Source organism: Peribacillus frigoritolerans, assembly GCF_004358755.1.
Classification (GTDB): domain Bacteria; phylum Bacillota; class Bacilli; order Bacillales; family Bacillaceae; genus Bacillus_P.
In genome coordinates this window covers 632,560-647,688 of record NZ_SMZY01000002.1, presented here as the reverse complement: position 1 = coordinate 647,688, position 15,129 = coordinate 632,560, and the positions used below count along the sequence as shown (strand labels likewise).

The 15,129-nt window shown below is 40.4% G+C and carries 17 protein-coding genes; 9 read left to right on the top strand and 8 right to left on the bottom strand.

Features of this window, described 5'->3' with window-relative positions; all coding sequences use genetic code 11:
• The first annotated feature begins 19 nt into the window (after positions 1 to 19).
• Complete coding sequence (locus tag E2R53_RS10655; RefSeq protein WP_133311736.1) at positions 20 to 445, top strand: OsmC family protein; 426 nt, start codon at positions 20 to 22, stop codon at positions 443 to 445.
• A 162-nt stretch (positions 446 to 607) separates the two neighbouring features.
• On the top strand, positions 608 to 994 hold the full coding sequence (locus tag E2R53_RS10650) for a DUF1259 domain-containing protein (protein ID WP_133311735.1): 387 nt from the start codon (positions 608 to 610) through the stop codon (positions 992 to 994).
• Positions 995 to 1,085: 91 nt separating this feature from the next.
• Here E2R53_RS10650 and E2R53_RS10645 read toward each other — a convergent pair whose 3' ends face one another.
• A complete protein-coding gene (locus E2R53_RS10645) occupies positions 1,086 to 2,033 on the bottom strand; it encodes a nucleoside hydrolase (RefSeq protein WP_133311734.1) in 948 nt (315 codons plus the stop codon).
• Positions 2,034 to 2,713: 680 nt separating this feature from the next.
• On the opposite strand from E2R53_RS10645, the gene E2R53_RS10640 reads away from it, so the two are divergent.
• On the top strand, positions 2,714 to 3,514 hold the full coding sequence (locus E2R53_RS10640; protein ID WP_133311733.1) for a nucleotidyltransferase domain-containing protein: 801 nt from the start codon (positions 2,714 to 2,716) through the stop codon (positions 3,512 to 3,514).
• Between the two features lie 226 nt (positions 3,515 to 3,740).
• On the opposite strand, the gene E2R53_RS10635 is transcribed toward E2R53_RS10640, so the two are convergent.
• Both E2R53_RS10635 and E2R53_RS10630 read right to left on the bottom strand, forming a co-directional pair.
• A complete protein-coding gene (locus tag E2R53_RS10635) occupies positions 3,741 to 4,085 on the bottom strand; it encodes a DUF805 domain-containing protein (protein ID WP_133311732.1) in 345 nt (114 codons plus the stop codon).
• Between the two features lie 133 nt (positions 4,086 to 4,218).
• A complete protein-coding gene (locus E2R53_RS10630) occupies positions 4,219 to 4,578 on the bottom strand; it encodes a winged helix-turn-helix transcriptional regulator (RefSeq protein WP_133311731.1) in 360 nt (119 codons plus the stop codon).
• A 157-nt stretch (positions 4,579 to 4,735) separates the two neighbouring features.
• Between E2R53_RS10630 and E2R53_RS10625 the strand changes: the two genes are divergently transcribed.
• Positions 4,736 to 5,944: an MFS transporter gene (locus E2R53_RS10625; protein WP_133311730.1), complete on the top strand. Its 1,209-nt coding sequence runs from the start codon at positions 4,736 to 4,738 to the stop codon at positions 5,942 to 5,944.
• A gap of 624 nt (positions 5,945 to 6,568) precedes the next feature.
• On the opposite strand, the gene E2R53_RS10620 is transcribed toward E2R53_RS10625, so the two are convergent.
• Positions 6,569 to 7,141 (bottom strand): MEDS domain-containing protein, encoded by a 573-nt coding sequence (locus tag E2R53_RS10620; RefSeq protein WP_133311729.1) that lies wholly within the window; start codon positions 7,139 to 7,141, stop codon positions 6,569 to 6,571.
• 201 nt (positions 7,142 to 7,342) lie between these two features.
• Entirely contained in the window at positions 7,343 to 7,534 is a 192-nt protein-coding gene (locus tag E2R53_RS10615; RefSeq protein WP_070876888.1) for a hypothetical protein, read from the bottom strand.
• A gap of 256 nt (positions 7,535 to 7,790) precedes the next feature.
• On the opposite strand from E2R53_RS10615, the gene E2R53_RS10610 reads away from it, so the two are divergent.
• Positions 7,791 to 10,826, top strand: coding sequence for an efflux RND transporter permease subunit (locus E2R53_RS10610; RefSeq protein WP_133311728.1), 3,036 nt, complete (start codon positions 7,791 to 7,793; stop codon positions 10,824 to 10,826).
• A 74-nt stretch (positions 10,827 to 10,900) separates the two neighbouring features.
• Positions 10,901 to 11,089, top strand: a complete 189-nt coding sequence (locus E2R53_RS10605; RefSeq protein ID WP_133311727.1) for a DUF1272 domain-containing protein — start codon at positions 10,901 to 10,903, stop codon at positions 11,087 to 11,089.
• Between the two features lie 38 nt (positions 11,090 to 11,127).
• Here E2R53_RS10605 and E2R53_RS10600 read toward each other — a convergent pair whose 3' ends face one another.
• A complete protein-coding gene (locus E2R53_RS10600; protein ID WP_133311726.1) occupies positions 11,128 to 11,742 on the bottom strand; it encodes a TetR/AcrR family transcriptional regulator in 615 nt (204 codons plus the stop codon).
• Between the two features lie 85 nt (positions 11,743 to 11,827).
• On the opposite strand from E2R53_RS10600, the gene E2R53_RS10595 reads away from it, so the two are divergent.
• From E2R53_RS10595 to E2R53_RS10585, 3 genes are all read left to right on the top strand, one after another.
• Complete coding sequence (locus tag E2R53_RS10595) at positions 11,828 to 12,379, top strand: hypothetical protein (RefSeq protein ID WP_133311725.1); 552 nt, start codon at positions 11,828 to 11,830, stop codon at positions 12,377 to 12,379.
• 106 nt (positions 12,380 to 12,485) lie between these two features.
• A complete protein-coding gene (locus tag E2R53_RS10590) occupies positions 12,486 to 12,677 on the top strand; it encodes a hypothetical protein (RefSeq protein ID WP_133311724.1) in 192 nt (63 codons plus the stop codon).
• A gap of 357 nt (positions 12,678 to 13,034) precedes the next feature.
• Positions 13,035 to 13,265 (top strand): hypothetical protein, encoded by a 231-nt coding sequence (locus tag E2R53_RS10585; protein ID WP_133311723.1) that lies wholly within the window; start codon positions 13,035 to 13,037, stop codon positions 13,263 to 13,265.
• 547 nt (positions 13,266 to 13,812) lie between these two features.
• On the opposite strand, the gene E2R53_RS10580 is transcribed toward E2R53_RS10585, so the two are convergent.
• On the bottom strand, positions 13,813 to 13,992 hold the full coding sequence (locus E2R53_RS10580; protein WP_133311722.1) for a DUF3934 family protein: 180 nt from the start codon (positions 13,990 to 13,992) through the stop codon (positions 13,813 to 13,815).
• Between the two features lie 120 nt (positions 13,993 to 14,112).
• Positions 14,113 to 15,048 (bottom strand): DHH family phosphoesterase, encoded by a 936-nt coding sequence (locus tag E2R53_RS10575; protein ID WP_133311721.1) that lies wholly within the window; start codon positions 15,046 to 15,048, stop codon positions 14,113 to 14,115.
• Positions 15,049 to 15,129 lie beyond the last annotated feature (81 nt).

Below are 15,129 nucleotides of genomic sequence, written 5' to 3'. Positions count from 1 at the left end.
TCAAAAGGGGCTGGGAATAATGAACACATCAATCAAATGGAACGGGAAAATGAGTTTCTCCGGCACAACGCCATCAGGCCATGAAGTGAAAATGGATGCAGCAGAAGACTTTGGCGGAGAAAATACTGGCGCAAGACCGACGGAGCTGCTATTGAATGCAGTTGCAGGCTGTACAGGGATTGACATCATATCCATCCTTCAAAAAATGAGGCTGAGTCCCGCGTCTTTTTACATGGAAGTTAGCGGCACACGAGCTGAAGATCATCCAAAACGCTTTACGGCGATCCATATTCATTACGTATTGGAAGGAGATCTGCCAGAAGACAAGGTAATCAGAGCCATTCAGCTGTCGAAGGACAAATATTGTTCGGTTTCACAATCGCTCAATGCGGAGATAACGGCAGGGTATTCCATTAATGGGGTAAACGGGGAACAGAAGATATAACGGGAAGAGATGATCAGGGGCTGCCATTATTGGCGGCTTTTTGTTTGAAATGATTGTTTTCATTTGCTAATAATCGTCATTTTTATTTCAAAATAGATGTGTATCCGTTTCGGGGCTATTCATTTATTCATACTCTATTAATACTAGGGAGGAGATGAATAGATGACGTCTAAAGATGAATTGATTTGTCAAAAGTTTGCTGAAATGATCGGAGGCCAAGAAGGATTTGCGGGCGGGAAATGTGTGGCAACGATCAGTCGGGATGAAATAAAAGCAACTATTTTAGGAAAACGTTTTAGAGTAACCTCTTCCTTCTCATTTGAATCAAGGAATAAGAAGACTGGGCTGGCCTTGTGCTTAGGCAGGGTGGCACTCTTGCAAAATGAAGTAGAACATTTTGCTGCTTCCATTCTTAAAAAAGGCATCCTTGTTTCGTCCATACACAATGAGTGGCTTTTTGATCAGCCGAATTTGATTTACGTGAATATCGAAGCTGTAGAAGATCCCTTAGTTTTTGCAAAGAGTGTCAGAAAAGCGTTAAGGAACTAACGGATTTCTCTCTATTGGTATACGTGAGCTGTCATAAAGGCAGCTTTTTTCCTTGATTCATTTATAATTAGATCGGCTCTTTTTTCATGTATTAAAATCGTTCCCCTGTCATGGTGGACATAAAATGAGAAAAGAATAGACGATAATCCAGATCAAATGCGATCCGGTGTTTTTTCTCTGTATCACTGAATGTAGCATAGGGTCTAATATCGGCAATACTGTGGCCTCTCTCCATCCCGTCTTTTGCCTGGACGATATAGACAGGCAGTGATTGATATGTCAGCATTTCAGGATGTAGCGGAGCCATGATGGTTAAGGCGTCGTGAACGGGACTTCCGGGTGCAGCGGGATTTCTTTTTTTATAAAAAGCATAATAGTAGTCAAGCACAGGCTTTAAAATCTTTGCTTTCCCAATGCCTGCAATGTAGTCGACCATTTCTTGATTGACGATCGCACGCTCGGTTACATTCAAGGGGATGATCGTCAAATTCCGTGCGTGAGTCACAACCACTTTGGCTGCAACAGGATCTGCATGGAAATTGGCTTCTGAAACAGGAGTAACATTTCCAGGCACCCAAAAAGCTCCGCCCATTACGTAACAAGCTTTTACGCTGTTCATTAACGATTTGTAGTGAATAAACATGGTGGCGAGAGATGTAAGCCTTCCAATACTGACAATGATCAGGTCATTTCCGTGAGCTTCGATCACCTTTGCGATTTCCATAAAATTTTCTCCCTTACCCGAATACTCCTGCTCTGGAATGATGGGACCCAGCCCATACTCTCCGTGGATTTCAGGATAATAAGTAGGATTTTCGCCTGTCATTGGAAGCTCTGCCCCTTCAAAAATGGGGATTTGATCAGATTGGTTAAATAAATCGTGCAAATATTGGACGCTTGCCATCGCATTTTTCCTCGGTATATTTCCGTAATCAGCCACAACTCCAACGATCTCAATCTCATCATGCAGCGCTCCATATATAAGGGCAACAATGTCATCAATGCCGATATCTCCAAATAACAGAATCTTTATTGCCATGGAAAAGCCTCCTCATGTTTCTGTCCATCCTGATAACATAGTTGCTTTAGCCAGTCAGTGAAAATTCTGGTTCTGGATTTTTTACACTCCTTATGCTGTCTAAAATAACCCTATATCTTCAAATTTGAAGAAAAGAGCACGACCGAGAACTTGATCCGTGTGAATTATTTATACGCAAAGCAATAATCAATGCGAACACAGCCTTACATAAAGAAAACTTTCCCTTATCTGTATCCACCTTGATTATCTAAAATGACTCTTTTCATGAAGTTGTGGAAAATCACTTCTAATTGCCTAATTGCGACTGATTTATTGTAATAAGAGCAATGGCGGGGGAGTCTCTAGAATTGATAGGTGGGTTCGGTTCAGAGGTAAAAAGCAGGAAAATCGGATTGAATAAACACACCATTTCACTTGAAAATGGAGTGCTTTTCTCATTGAATGATTAAATGCAGAATCTTGGATATTTATGATAAAATGGTAATATCAGTTAAAAGAGCAGGATTGTTGAGTAACGATATGAAATTTTTGTAGATAAAACGATTATGTTAATTTTTCAGTAAATAATAAAAGAACTGCATTTGAAGTGACCCCTAAAAGGTAGACACATTATTTCGGTAAGTTACTAGTTGGGTAAAAGTTGAAGAACGATAAAAAAAATAGATGGGAAGAAAGCCAAAATGAATCCTATTAATGACATAATTTTGAAGATTTCGTCTGTATTTTCACAGTTAGAAGAAGTGGAAGGTGTTGTACTCTCTGGCTCTCTTTCAACAAATACCCAAGATGAACATTCTGATATAGATTTGTATATTTATAGTGATCAAGAAATCCCTGCCAGCACTCGCAAAAAATTGTTAGAACCATTTTCGAATCATATGGAGATTAATAACCAGTATTGGGAAACAGAAGATGATGGAATGCTAAATGAACCCAATATTGGTATAGAAATTATATATAGAAATTTTGCTTGGATTGAAAACGAACTTATGAAAACAGTAGTGAATTTCCAGGCTCAGGTCGGTTACACTACATGCTTTTGGAGTAATTATTTAAATTCAAAAATACTATATGATCAAAATGGTCAATTAAAAAAACTGCAGGATAAAATTGACGTAGCCTTTCCAAAAGAATTAAAAGAAAATATCCTTAACAAAAATTACCCGTTATTACGTGACAGTGTTACATCCTACTATTGGCAAATCGAGAAAGCTCTAAAAAGAAAAGACTACATAAGTGTCAATCATAGGGTTACTGCATTACTTGCAAGTTACTTCGATATCTTATTTGCGATTAACGAGGTGCCACACCCTGGAGAAAAGAAGTTAATTAAGATCGCACAAAAAACATGCAACTATCTCCCAGAAAAGATGGAAGAAAACATAATCATGATTCTTAGCAACAATACCCTAACACTTTTATCTGACATAAATGATTTGGTTGACAATTTAGATGATTTGTTAAAAAGTAATAACTTATAACCTTATCTAGAATGGCTAGTAAGTTTGTAGACCGGAGAGATTTCGATGTAGAAAAGGAACAACCAAGGGAGCTCAACATTAAGTTGAGTTCTCTTTTTTATGTTGCCCAGTTGTGATACCTATTAAAAGAACGCACTCTGCAATCGAATCCGCTACAAGCGGGAGCAGCTCCTTTTTTTCAGTCTAAAAAAACCGCGCTATTAAAATAGGCGGTTTACGTGAGTAATTACATTTTAGGATTTGGTCCATATTTATTCGCATTCGGCTCGCTGTCCTGACAAGTGAACACGATGATGACAATTGCTCCGATGATCGGAATCAGGTTAATTAACAGCCACCATCCAGTTCTGCCGGTATCATGAAGTCTGCGGGCGCCAACAGCAAGTGAAGGTAAAAGAACAATAAGAGAATAAAGTCCAATTAAAATGTCGGTCAGACCAGTGATTGACTCTACAATCGCTAAAATTAACGTAACGATTAAATTAACGAGAAAAAACATCCAGTATTCCTTCCGTCTTGCACGGCCTTGAAATACAGCATAATTCTTTAATACATGTAGGTACCATTGCATGTGTAAATCCTCCTCTCTCAGTTTATATATGAAAATAACTTATTTAGTATATCACCTTCAGAATCCTAATTTGAACATTATTTTCGGAAACAAAAAACATCGAAATCCATTCATGGTTTTCGATGTTTGAAATTTATTTATTCAGGATGCTCTCTTCAAGCACAGTTGATTTATCCCCATACACCTTCGTAATGTGTCCTTCGCCCCAGGCACAGAGCGAATCTAAAATCGTCTGCAGGCTCCAGCCGTATTCGCTCAGTTCGTATTCCACTTTGGGCGGAATCTGCTGATGGACGATCCGGTTAATCACGCCATCATCTTCAAGCTCCCGCAATTGCTGTGTCAGCATTTTTTGTGTGATGTTTGGCATCAGGCGCTTCAGTTCATTTGTGCGTTTTTTGCCGTGAGTCAAATGGCAGAGAATGACGCATTTCCACTTGCCGCCAATGATTTCAAGCGTTGCTTCAACAGGGATATTGTATTTCTTCTCCATATTAGTCCTCCTATTTTATAGGCACCAAAAAGTGCCTACAGCACTTTAAAGTACGTACTTTTCATTAGATCTGATATGTATCATAATAACATTTGCCGGCTGATCTTTACCATACACTTTATTTTAATAAATTTTCAATTTTTTAGGAGGAGAAAAGATGTCTTTAGATAAAAAAAGAAGTACACTTGCGCTGCTCGCGTTAGCAGTCAGTGCTTTTGCCATAGGGACAACAGAATTTATCAGCGTTGGTCTGCTGCCGATGATAGCAGAGGATTTAGCCATTCCTGTCACAACTGCAGGATTAACCGTTTCTTTATATGCAGTGGGGGTCATGTTCGGGGCGCCGATTTTGACATCCCTCACATCAAATATGTCCCGCAAAACGTTATTGCTTTGGATAATGATTGTTTTCCTTATAGGAAATAGTCTTTCTGCAGGAGCTGCAAGTATTGGGGTATTATTAGCCGGACGTATGATCGCGGCTCTGGCGCATGGTGTGTTTATGTCAATCGGTTCAACGATTGCTGCTGATCTTGTGCCTGAGAACCGCCGTGCAAGTGCGATTTCAATCATGTTCACCGGTCTGACTGTCGCAACAGTAACAGGAGTTCCATTTGGAACATTTATCGGCCAGCAATTTGGCTGGAGACTAGCTTTTATTGTCATTATTATTATTGGACTTATTGCTCTTATTGCAAATAGTATTCTTGTACCGTCTGATTTGAAAAAAGGCAACCGCACAACGTTTGGCGATCAGCTGAAGCTTGTAAAGAACGGCCGTCTGCTGCTTGTCTTTATGATCACAGCACTTGGTTACGGAGGAACATTCGTTGTCTTTACGTACCTATCACCGCTGCTTCAAACTGTAACAGGTTTTAAAGAAGGAACGGTAGCAATCATCTTACTTGTTTACGGAATTGCCATTGCCATCGGGAATATGATTGGCGGAAAGCTTTCAAACCAAAATCCGATTAAGGCTTTATTCTATATGTTTATTGTGCAGGCAATCGTCCTTTTTGTGTTAACTTTTACTGCTCCATTCAAAATTGCAGGCTTACTCACGATTTTATTGATGGGATTATTCGCATTCATGAACGTGCCTGGATTGCAGGTTTACGTTGTGATGCTTGCTGAACGCTATGTGCCAAGTGCCGTTGATGTAGCTTCTGCCATCAATATTGCTGCGTTTAATGCAGGAATTGCAATCGGGGCATTCCTTGGAGGAATCATTACAGACTCGATCGGTCTCATTCATACTGCCTGGATCGGAGGATTCATGGTTCTTGGCGCCGTCATTCTTACAGGATGGAGCCGTGCTTTAGAACAGAAGGATCAGAAAATAGAAGGACAAAAGCTTGCTGGATAACTTCATGAAAGCAGTGGAGGAATGCAAGCCCCGTCTGACTCTGTCATTCTGTAAGGAGCATGGTGTTCTTTTTAGCAGCATGTCCAATTGACCTTGCCGGGAATCGGGCCTTCAGCTTTTCCTGCAGAACGAATTTAGCCGAAATCTCCAGTGATTTCGGCTTTTTTCATAGAATTGGTAAACGAATAATGGTCTTAAAAGAAGAGGGTCGTTAGTTGAAAACCAAAAAGAATCAATATGACACTTATTAAAATAAGCACAACAAATGTAAGTCCCTGGCGAAATGTCACGGCTCGATTTAATAAAACAGACCCAAGTTTTCCAACTAAATAACCTAAAACGCATAAGAGCAATATGACGACATCCAGCACTCCAAGAATATATATAAATTGTGATTCAAATAACATAGAAGCGAAATTATCCATTAAAAGGTTCTTCCCCTTTCTGAAAATGATCCTTTGCAATATATGTTTTTATAACCAATTTGGTGAGGGACAAAGGCAAAAAAGGGTTTTGAGGCAGTATAGTCAGTTAGTAAGAATTAGTTTGAAGCATCAGCGGCTTCAATCTAAAAAACGGACGCCATTCACATGCGGTGAATGGCGTCCGTTTTCATTTTTCTATTTATATCACATCATTCAATGACGGGTATTGCTCTGAGACGATGAAATCCTCTTCAGTTAAAACATAAGGGTGTGTCTCAAGTAATAAGGCTCTAAGGTGATCCGGCATTCTTTCTCCGTCATAGGCACAGATTAATGGAAACGACAGCAGGTTTACCGCTTCATCTACTGTTTTTTCAAGATCTTTTATCAAATGCAGAGGATCTTCCATCGTGGCCCACTCTACATGTGCCCATGACCTGAAAGAGAGTTTATTTTCCACGAATGGATGAACCGTTTTATTAAAATAATCAAAAATGGCAGGGGGATGATAACTGCCGCTTGAATAATAGAAATCGAAGTTGTTTACGAAGTGAACGAACTTCATTTGATCTTTCGTTAAGCGGGTGCCCAGTTCTTTATGAATCATGCGGTAAATACGCTCATTTTCAATGAGAATCACATAATCTCCCGCCTCAATGCCATTTTTGGTGTAACTCACAGCCTGTTCTATGTAATTCTTCAAGCCATTATAGGAATACAGCACATGAACACTCCGTTTGTCCTCAAACAACTGGTGCATTTTACTTTTCATGTTATCACACCCCTTTATTTCTATCTCTTTCCTACATTATATGAGATTTTGGTGAATATAGCTAAACAATAATAGGACGCACCTTATTATATGCAGCGAGTCATCGCAGAATAAGGAAACTTCAAACTCGACTATGTCACACTGGCCAGTCAGTCATTCCATTATAAAGAAAATAAAAACGCCATCCACAAGGAATCGCGTTTATTTCATAAAAGAAAACCACTTAAAAAACGGGTTTTTCTTGTCGGTTATTTTGATTTCATTCATCAAAAGTTTGTCTTTTCGTTCAGCAATCCATTGATTTAATTCATGCTTATCCTGGCAGTGGGTCATGTACGTTTCTCCGCCTTTTCCGCTCGCGTTAATGACATATCTGCACGAATTGTTTTTCATTTTGTCCCGCCTTTTTTTCATAATGATCGTTAACTTTCACCTATTATAACAAGTTTAATTAAATCGTCTACCCCTAAATGAAAAATATTTTTAGTTTTATTTTTTAGGAAGAATTCCTTTTTTCTGATATAGACAGATAGTAACGAGTTTGAGTGAGAAGAATTAACTAATTGTTAACAAAAATTTACACCTAATTTCCAAATATTGTTGTATATTTATGGAGTATGTCTATTTTATTTCTCTGGGGGATAAGCAAATGTCTATTTTAACGAAGTTCTCGCTGAAAAATCGGGCAGCCATTGTCATTATGGTGTTTTTGGTGACAGTACTCGGCGTATACTCAGGTTCACGACTGCCGATGGAGCTGCTTCCGAGCGTGGATGCACCGATGATCACGGTCACCACGTTTGGTGAAGGAATGGATGCCGAGACGGTAACCGAAGAAATAACGGAACCGCTCGAACGTCAATTGAAAAATGGTACGTATTTAGACAGCATGACCTCATCAACAAGTGAAGGAATCTCCATGATTACGCTGAATTACACATCAGAAGCTGACATGAAAGAGGCTGCTTCTGAAGCTGAAAAGCTGATTAATCAAGTTCAGCTGCCTCAAAACACAGGAAAGCCTGTTGTGTCCCAGCTTAACTTCTCCATGATTCCTCTTGCCCAGGTGGCGCTTGAATCAGAAAATGGATTTTTAAAAGCCGATGAAGATCGGATTGAAGAAGAAATAAAAACGAAATTTGAAGACATAGATGGTGTATCAAGCGTCACGTTTTACGGAAAGTCCATTTCGGAGCTGTCTGTGAAAATCGATCCCAAAAAAATGAAAGAAAAGAAAGTGTCCGCCGATCAGCTGATGATGGCTCTGCAATCTCAGAATGCATCTGTACCTGCAGGTGAAATTGCCGTGGACGGGAAGGCAAATGCCATCAGGGTGCTCGGGGAAGTAACAGATGAAAAGCAAATTGAGAATGCCATACTTGCACCTGAAACAAAAATAAAAGATGTTGCTGATGTTTCCATTCGCCAGTTTTACGAAGCAGATGCCAGATTAAATGGAAAAGAAGCACTTGTCTTAGTTATTTTTAAAGAAGCAAGCAAAAACGCCGTTGAAATTGGAAAAGAAGTCGACCGGAAAGCGGAAGAATTACATGCTATTTATAAAGATGACTTTTCGATCCGCACGGTTCAAAATACGTCAGAAGATGTTGAAGGCGCCGTGCTTGGCATGGCAAAGGAAGTAGCCATTGGGGCAATCGCTGCAACGCTCATCATTTTGCTGTTTTTGAGAAACATCCGAACGACCTTGATTGCAGTAGTCAGTATCCCGCTGTCGATTTTAATTACCTTGTTTTTACTTGATCAATCGAACATTACGCTAAATATTTTGACCCTTGGAGGGCTTGCGGTTGCGGTCGGACGTTTAGTCGATGACAGCATCGTGGTCATTGAAAATATATACCGCCGCATTCAGACTGAAGGGTTATCTAAAGATGTCATTCTGAGCGGAACGAAAGAGGTTTCCACTGCGATTACGTCTTCAACGCTTACGACAATCGCGGTCTTCCTGCCGATTGGCCTTGTAGGAGGTTCGATTGGAGAAATCATGACACCGCTGATTTTATCAGTTGTTTATTCAATTCTTGCATCCTTGCTTATCGCATTGACGGTAGTACCGCTTTTAAGCTTTGTCCTTTTGAAGAAGGTGAAACAGAAGGAGCATCAGCCGTCTGCCAAGTATTTATCGATATTGAAATGGTCGCTGAATCATAAATGGATGGTATTGGTCGCCGCACTGCTCATATTTGTTGGTTCCATCTTCACTTTCAATGCCATTCCGCAGGCAAGTGTAAACAGTCAGTCTGAATCGTTCGTCAACGTCTCATTAACGTTTCCTGCAGATTTTGATTTAGAAGATGCCAAGGAAAAAGCAGGGGAACTGGAGCAGGAATTATTAAAAGAAGATAAGCTCAAGGATTTGTTTTTTCAGATGGGTTCTACAGCAGAAGATGCAAAATACGGCCAGGTGTTATCTGAAAAACAAGCGAATTACTCGGTGATTTTTGAAAAAGGGAAAGACGTTGAAGCATTCCTCGACATGCTCAAGGAAAAAAATGAAGAGTATGCCCCTGGGAAAATTGAAGGGTCTCAATTCTCATTTGGAAGCTTTGGCGGAGGGAATGGCATTCAGCTGAATGTGACTGCTTCAAATGAAGAAGACCTTGCAGAAGCAGGAAAGCTTGCAGCAGAAGAACTTGAGAAAATCGAAGGAATCGAAAAAGTCAAAAGCAATTACGAAGACTTAAAAAACGAGTGGATTGTCAATGTGGATCAGGAAAAAGCGGGAGCACTTGGCTTAAGTCCGGTACAAATCGGCCAGCAGATCCGTGCCATGCTGAATAAAACGCCGCTTGGCCAAATCAAAGTCGGCGAAGAGCAACTGCAAGCCGTCATCGAATACGAGGATGCCGACTTCTCCACAACAAAACAAGTCCTGAATACGTATGTCACTTCTCCAGTTGCGGGACCTGTCCAACTAAAACAAGTGGCTAAGATTGAAGAACGGGACATCAAAACTCAGGTCTATCATCAGGATGGAAAAGAAACGATTCAAATTTCAGGTGAAATCAGTGCCGAGGACTTAAAAACGGCTGGAATGAAAATCGATCAAATGACAAAAGAAATTGATCTCCCGGAAGGTGCAGCTGTTTCCATCTCTGGCGCAACTGAATCGATGCAGGACGATTTCGCCGACCTCTTTAAAATGATGGGCATCGCCGTATTAGTCGTCTACCTCATCATGGTCATCACCTTCGGCCAGGCAAGAGCGCCATTTGCGATTCTCTTCTCGCTGCCGCTTGCTGCAGTGGGAGGCATACTGGGACTCGTTATCTCGCAGACCCCGGTTGACATCAATGCGCTGCTTGGAGCTCTAATGCTGATCGGAATCGTCGTTACCAACGCCATCGTCCTAATTGAACGTGTCCAGCAAAACCGCGAAAAAGGACTCGAGGCTAGAGAAGCTCTGTTGGAAGCGGGATCAACGCGCTTGCGACCGATAATCATGACAGCCGTAACAACCATCGTAGCCTTAACACCAATGGTTTTCAGCGCTACAGAAGCCGCCAGTATGGTTTCAAGAAGCTTAGCAGTAGTCGTAATTGGTGGCTTAATTGTTTCAACTGCGCTTACACTCGTAGTTGTACCGGTTATGTATGAATTGCTTGCGAAAATGGGGAGAAGACGGAAGAAGAATAAAGATGTTGCAGAGGATGTTGTGGTATAAGAAGTAAATGAACGCAGAGGTGCAGCCTTTTAAGTGTGCCCTCTGTTTTTAACGAAAAGGAGAGGGAAATCGTCATGGGACTAGAAATGAGAACAGTATGTGAAAAATGTTCTGCAAACCTTCATAACAAATCAGAAGCATACATCTGCACCTATGAATGCACGTTTTGTCATACCTGTACAGAAGAAATGGAATTTGTCTGCCCAAACTGCGGGGGAGAGCTTGTGAAGCGTCCGAGGAGCGGAAAAGCTGTGCTAAGCTGATGGCACTCAAGTATTAAAAACAAAGGACAGCGAATATCTCACTGTTCTTTGTTTTTGCTTTCTGGAAGACAAATTGACCTCAAATGATAGTCCAGGGTTTTCATCATCTTCTCATACGAAAAGACAGATGGATGAAGAAGGTGATGCAGGGCTAGTCCGTCCACTAGTGAATGAAGACGGTTTATTTCAGCTTCCATATCCAGTTCATCCTTTAACATCCCCAGTTTGCTCAGCAGCTGCAGGACCTGCCCCAAACCATCATGCATTTCTTGGTATACATTTTCACTTAAAGGCCGGAGTTTAGCATCGACGAGCATTTTTACGGAAAAAACCAGCCACACCTCCATTTCAATTCTTCTCTCGTCATCTGCCGGAAGCAGCTCAGAAATCGATTCTTTTATAATATCAAGCGGGTTCCCTTGATAAGTTTTAGCTAAGGCACGCTGCCTCACCCGTTCTGACACAAGTTCCATGGAATAGGAAAGCAGCTCAGACTGCGAGGAAAAGTAGTGCCGTAAAGCTCCAACCGAAAGACCGGCCGCACTGGCAATTTTCCTTACAGTTGCCTGCTCAATACCTTCCTCGGCAATGATTTTCCAAGTTGCTTCAGCAAGCTGTATTTTACGTTTTTCATGATCAATCACTTTTGGCATATTATTATTATAACACAGTTGTATTATTTAAAACATTTTGTTAGTATGAAATAGTACACTTGTATTAAATAAGGGGGATTCCGAAGTGATTGGCTGGTTAATTATAGGGTGTGAAATTGGATTTTGGGTCTTTGTTCTAGCAGGTTTAATCGCAAGATATCTATTGAAAAAGAAAAAACTAGGAGCGTTTCTGCTGATTTGTACACCTGTTGTGGATTTAGTGCTGCTCGCAGCAACCATACTCGATTTAAAAAACGGGGCGACAGCGACAATGGTACATGGAATCGCAGCCATCTATATCGGGATAAGCATTGCGTTCGGTCATGGCATGATCAAATGGGCAGATCAGCATTTTGCCTACCGGTTTGCAAATGGCGTGAAACCGCCGAAAAAAATCAAATACGGAACCGAGCATGCACGACGTGAAAGAGAAGGATGGCTCCGCCACCTCCTTGCCTGGATCATTGGGGCATCTTTTCTCGGAGCTATTATTCTCTACATCAACAACGGGCAGCAGACAGAACAGCTGCTTAAAACGCTTCAGCTTTGGACTCTTGTCCTTGGAATTGATTTTCTTATCAGCTTCAGCTACACCATATTCCCGAAAAAAGCACATCATGAGGGAAGAGGGATGTAAGATAAAAACGGTTTGCTTTTCTCATAAGAAAGCAAGCCTTTTTAGCATGATACAAATTATCTTAGGCATAGGGTTAAGTAAAAGCTTTTGAAAAGGGCTGATCAGGTTGAAGCGAAATCCCTATGTTCCGCTGATTGCAGGATTGAGTCTGATTTTTTTCGTTTATGTGATTGTTAATACAATTAGGCATGTGAAAGTCTATCTCGTCTATAGCTCGGGCCTTGGTCCGTTTATGATTGGCGGGTTATTGCTTGGGGTGATTTTAGTTTTGATTGTGAAGGGGAGCAGTTATCGGTAATTTTCTGAACTCAGTCCATTAAAGATTTAAACACAGTGGGGGTCAGATGCTTTTTGCGCAATGAAAAAGGAGACACTTTTTCTGAAGATGAAAGCTGGTTTTGTAAAATCATTTATTTGGAGGAGCAGGCTGATTTGTTAAAATATGGTGCAGTTTTAGACGCGTTTATACTTGCTCTCCTGTTTTTTTCGTTATTCATATATTGGATCTATATATCTGTTATTAAGAAAAAAATAATGATTAAGTGGATGTATCTAATGGAATAACGAAGCATTGATATAGAAAAGGGTTTCACCTGTTTAGAAGCGAATTACTAAAGCGGGGATACCAAAAAGAGATTAAGCAGGGGAGAAGGATATGTTTCGTAAAGCATCCAATAAAGAATTGGTCTATTTCGTAATAGTCATAGGTATATGTACAGGGTTTTATTCTATTTCACAATGGACACCTTGGTTTTATATAATGGCTATTCTAATTTTTTTAACTGGCTTCATTTTTAGAAAACTAACAAAAAAAGATATCGTTTTAGACTCTCTTGGACTTTTTTTATTAGTGCTTATCATTACAGTAGGGGAATATGTGATTTGAATAAATAAGCGGTATTGTTGAGGTGAAATTAATCGAAGCAGCATTAGGTGGAATGAATAATCGCCGTGAAACTTGGTTTCTTTAGACGAGCATATGACTTCGTTTTACAGAGATTTCCTATCAGTTCCTCCCGAAATAAGGGGGGGCTAGATTTGCAGCTGAAGTAGTTCAAAAAAATATCACACGGTTTGGCGCTGAACAAGCTATTTGTTCAATTTAAATAAATGAAAGCACGACTTACTCAAAAACCTTTAAAGATAAGATTTAAACTGAAAATTAATACAAAAAATGTCACGACTACGATGACTTCTACCGTGTGTTTTTTCTCATTTTTCTGTAGTGTTTCTTGATATATCTGCTGTACTTTTTTTCTCTTATTATCGAATTCCACACATATCATCCTTGGTTTTCATTATTAAATCAATATATTCTCTATTGATTTAATAAATCCTTTACCAACTTGAAAAAAGCAGCAGTAAGCGAAATAAAAAAAAGACCTAAAAAGGTCCATATGAAAGTTATCCCGAAACACTATTGAAGAACCAAATTATTCAGATTTCTCATTTTTAGAATTTGAATTGTCCTGCTGTTTCGTGCCCTTACTTGTATAAGGCTTAAAACTCTTCTTTTTATTGGCACCAGCCTGCCAGCGATTCCAGCCTTTTTTGCCTGTTCCGCCGCCTGTACCGCCTTTACTGCTCTTCGTTTTTGCTTTAGCTTTACCCATACGATCACTCCATTATAATTGAACGCTGAATTGCAGCGTGTTTATTTTAAGCATATTAGTACTACACTACCACAAACCCCAAGCCTTATGTAAAAACCAAAAATAGTTCCAATATTCGGTTTAAGTTTTACGATTCAATGCTTCAATCACTTCATCTGCTTTTTCCCATGATCCAATCGAGGCTCCTGCTGCTAAAGAGTGCCCTCCGCCGCCAAACCTTCGGGCGATGTCATCTATTGGAATATTCCTTGAACGAATTCTAACGCGAATCTCATTCGGATATTCAATAAAGAAGACCCAGATGCTAACCCGTGCCATCGAAGACAGGACATTCACAAGATTTGCCGCTTCCGCATGATCCACCCCGTAAGCAGTCAGTTTCTCTTCCGTTAAATAAATATAGGCAACCCCTTGCTCCGTCACCTTAAAAGTCCTTAAAATCGCCTCGCGTAACCGAGCAACACCGCTGCTTTTCTTATTCAGCTCATTATGAATCCGTTCAGGCTGAAAAGGAAACTTCCGCAATGCCTTAACAGCCCTCAAAGTACGCGGCGAAACAGTCCCGTTCAGCATACGTCCAGTATCCCCAATAATTCCGGCATACAAAGCCCCGGCTGCCTCTTTATTCATCCGAAAAACCTCTGGATACTCCAAAAACAAATCAACCAGCATCTCACTAGCCGAGCTGTAGGAAGGATCCACCCATGAAAGATCACCGTATGGTTCATGATCATGGTGGTGGTCGATTTTTATTAGCGTAGCTCCTTTTGAATATCGCTGGTCACAAATGCGAGAAGTTTCGGCCGTATCACAGACAATGACTAGAGCTTCTTTGTATGCTTCACCTGGGATGTCGTTCATCTTATTGATGAAGAGAAGACTTTTCTCATCAATGCCAGCTGCGTAGACTATTTTGTCAGGGAAAGAATGTTTAAGCGTTCTCTGCAAGCCTGCCTGAGATCCGATGGCGTCGAGGTCGGGGTGAATGTGGCGGTGGATGATGATGGTGTTGTAATCTTGTATGGCTTCTACAATGCTTTGTTTAATATTTTCCATCTCTTCACCTTTTCCTTATTGCATCTATATTTATTTTCTTCCTAATATAGTAGAATTTTACTTACAACCTACTATATCAGT

What these genes read in the sequence shown, in the direction of transcription:
- E2R53_RS10655 (WP_133311736.1), top strand. Translation starts at nt 20, where the DNA reads ATGAACACATCAATCAAATGGAACGGGAAAATGAGTTTCTCCGGCACA.
- E2R53_RS10650 (WP_133311735.1), top strand. Translation starts at nt 608, where the DNA reads ATGACGTCTAAAGATGAATTGATTTGTCAAAAGTTTGCTGAAATGATC.
- E2R53_RS10645 (WP_133311734.1), bottom strand. Translation starts at nt 2,033, where the DNA reads ATGGCAATAAAGATTCTGTTATTTGGAGATATCGGCATTGATGACATT.
- E2R53_RS10640 (WP_133311733.1), top strand. Translation starts at nt 2,714, where the DNA reads ATGAATCCTATTAATGACATAATTTTGAAGATTTCGTCTGTATTTTCA.
- E2R53_RS10635 (WP_133311732.1), bottom strand. Translation starts at nt 4,085, where the DNA reads ATGCAATGGTACCTACATGTATTAAAGAATTATGCTGTATTTCAAGGC.
- E2R53_RS10630 (WP_133311731.1), bottom strand. Translation starts at nt 4,578, where the DNA reads ATGGAGAAGAAATACAATATCCCTGTTGAAGCAACGCTTGAAATCATT.
- E2R53_RS10625 (WP_133311730.1), top strand. Translation starts at nt 4,736, where the DNA reads ATGTCTTTAGATAAAAAAAGAAGTACACTTGCGCTGCTCGCGTTAGCA.
- E2R53_RS10620 (WP_133311729.1), bottom strand. Translation starts at nt 7,141, where the DNA reads ATGAAAAGTAAAATGCACCAGTTGTTTGAGGACAAACGGAGTGTTCAT.
- E2R53_RS10615 (WP_070876888.1), bottom strand. Translation starts at nt 7,534, where the DNA reads ATGAAAAACAATTCGTGCAGATATGTCATTAACGCGAGCGGAAAAGGC.
- E2R53_RS10610 (WP_133311728.1), top strand. Translation starts at nt 7,791, where the DNA reads ATGTCTATTTTAACGAAGTTCTCGCTGAAAAATCGGGCAGCCATTGTC.
- E2R53_RS10605 (WP_133311727.1), top strand. Translation starts at nt 10,901, where the DNA reads ATGGGACTAGAAATGAGAACAGTATGTGAAAAATGTTCTGCAAACCTT.
- E2R53_RS10600 (WP_133311726.1), bottom strand. Translation starts at nt 11,742, where the DNA reads ATGCCAAAAGTGATTGATCATGAAAAACGTAAAATACAGCTTGCTGAA.
- E2R53_RS10585 (WP_133311723.1), top strand. Translation starts at nt 13,035, where the DNA reads ATGTTTCGTAAAGCATCCAATAAAGAATTGGTCTATTTCGTAATAGTC.
- E2R53_RS10580 (WP_133311722.1), bottom strand. Translation starts at nt 13,992, where the DNA reads ATGGGTAAAGCTAAAGCAAAAACGAAGAGCAGTAAAGGCGGTACAGGC.
- E2R53_RS10575 (WP_133311721.1), bottom strand. Translation starts at nt 15,048, where the DNA reads ATGGAAAATATTAAACAAAGCATTGTAGAAGCCATACAAGATTACAAC.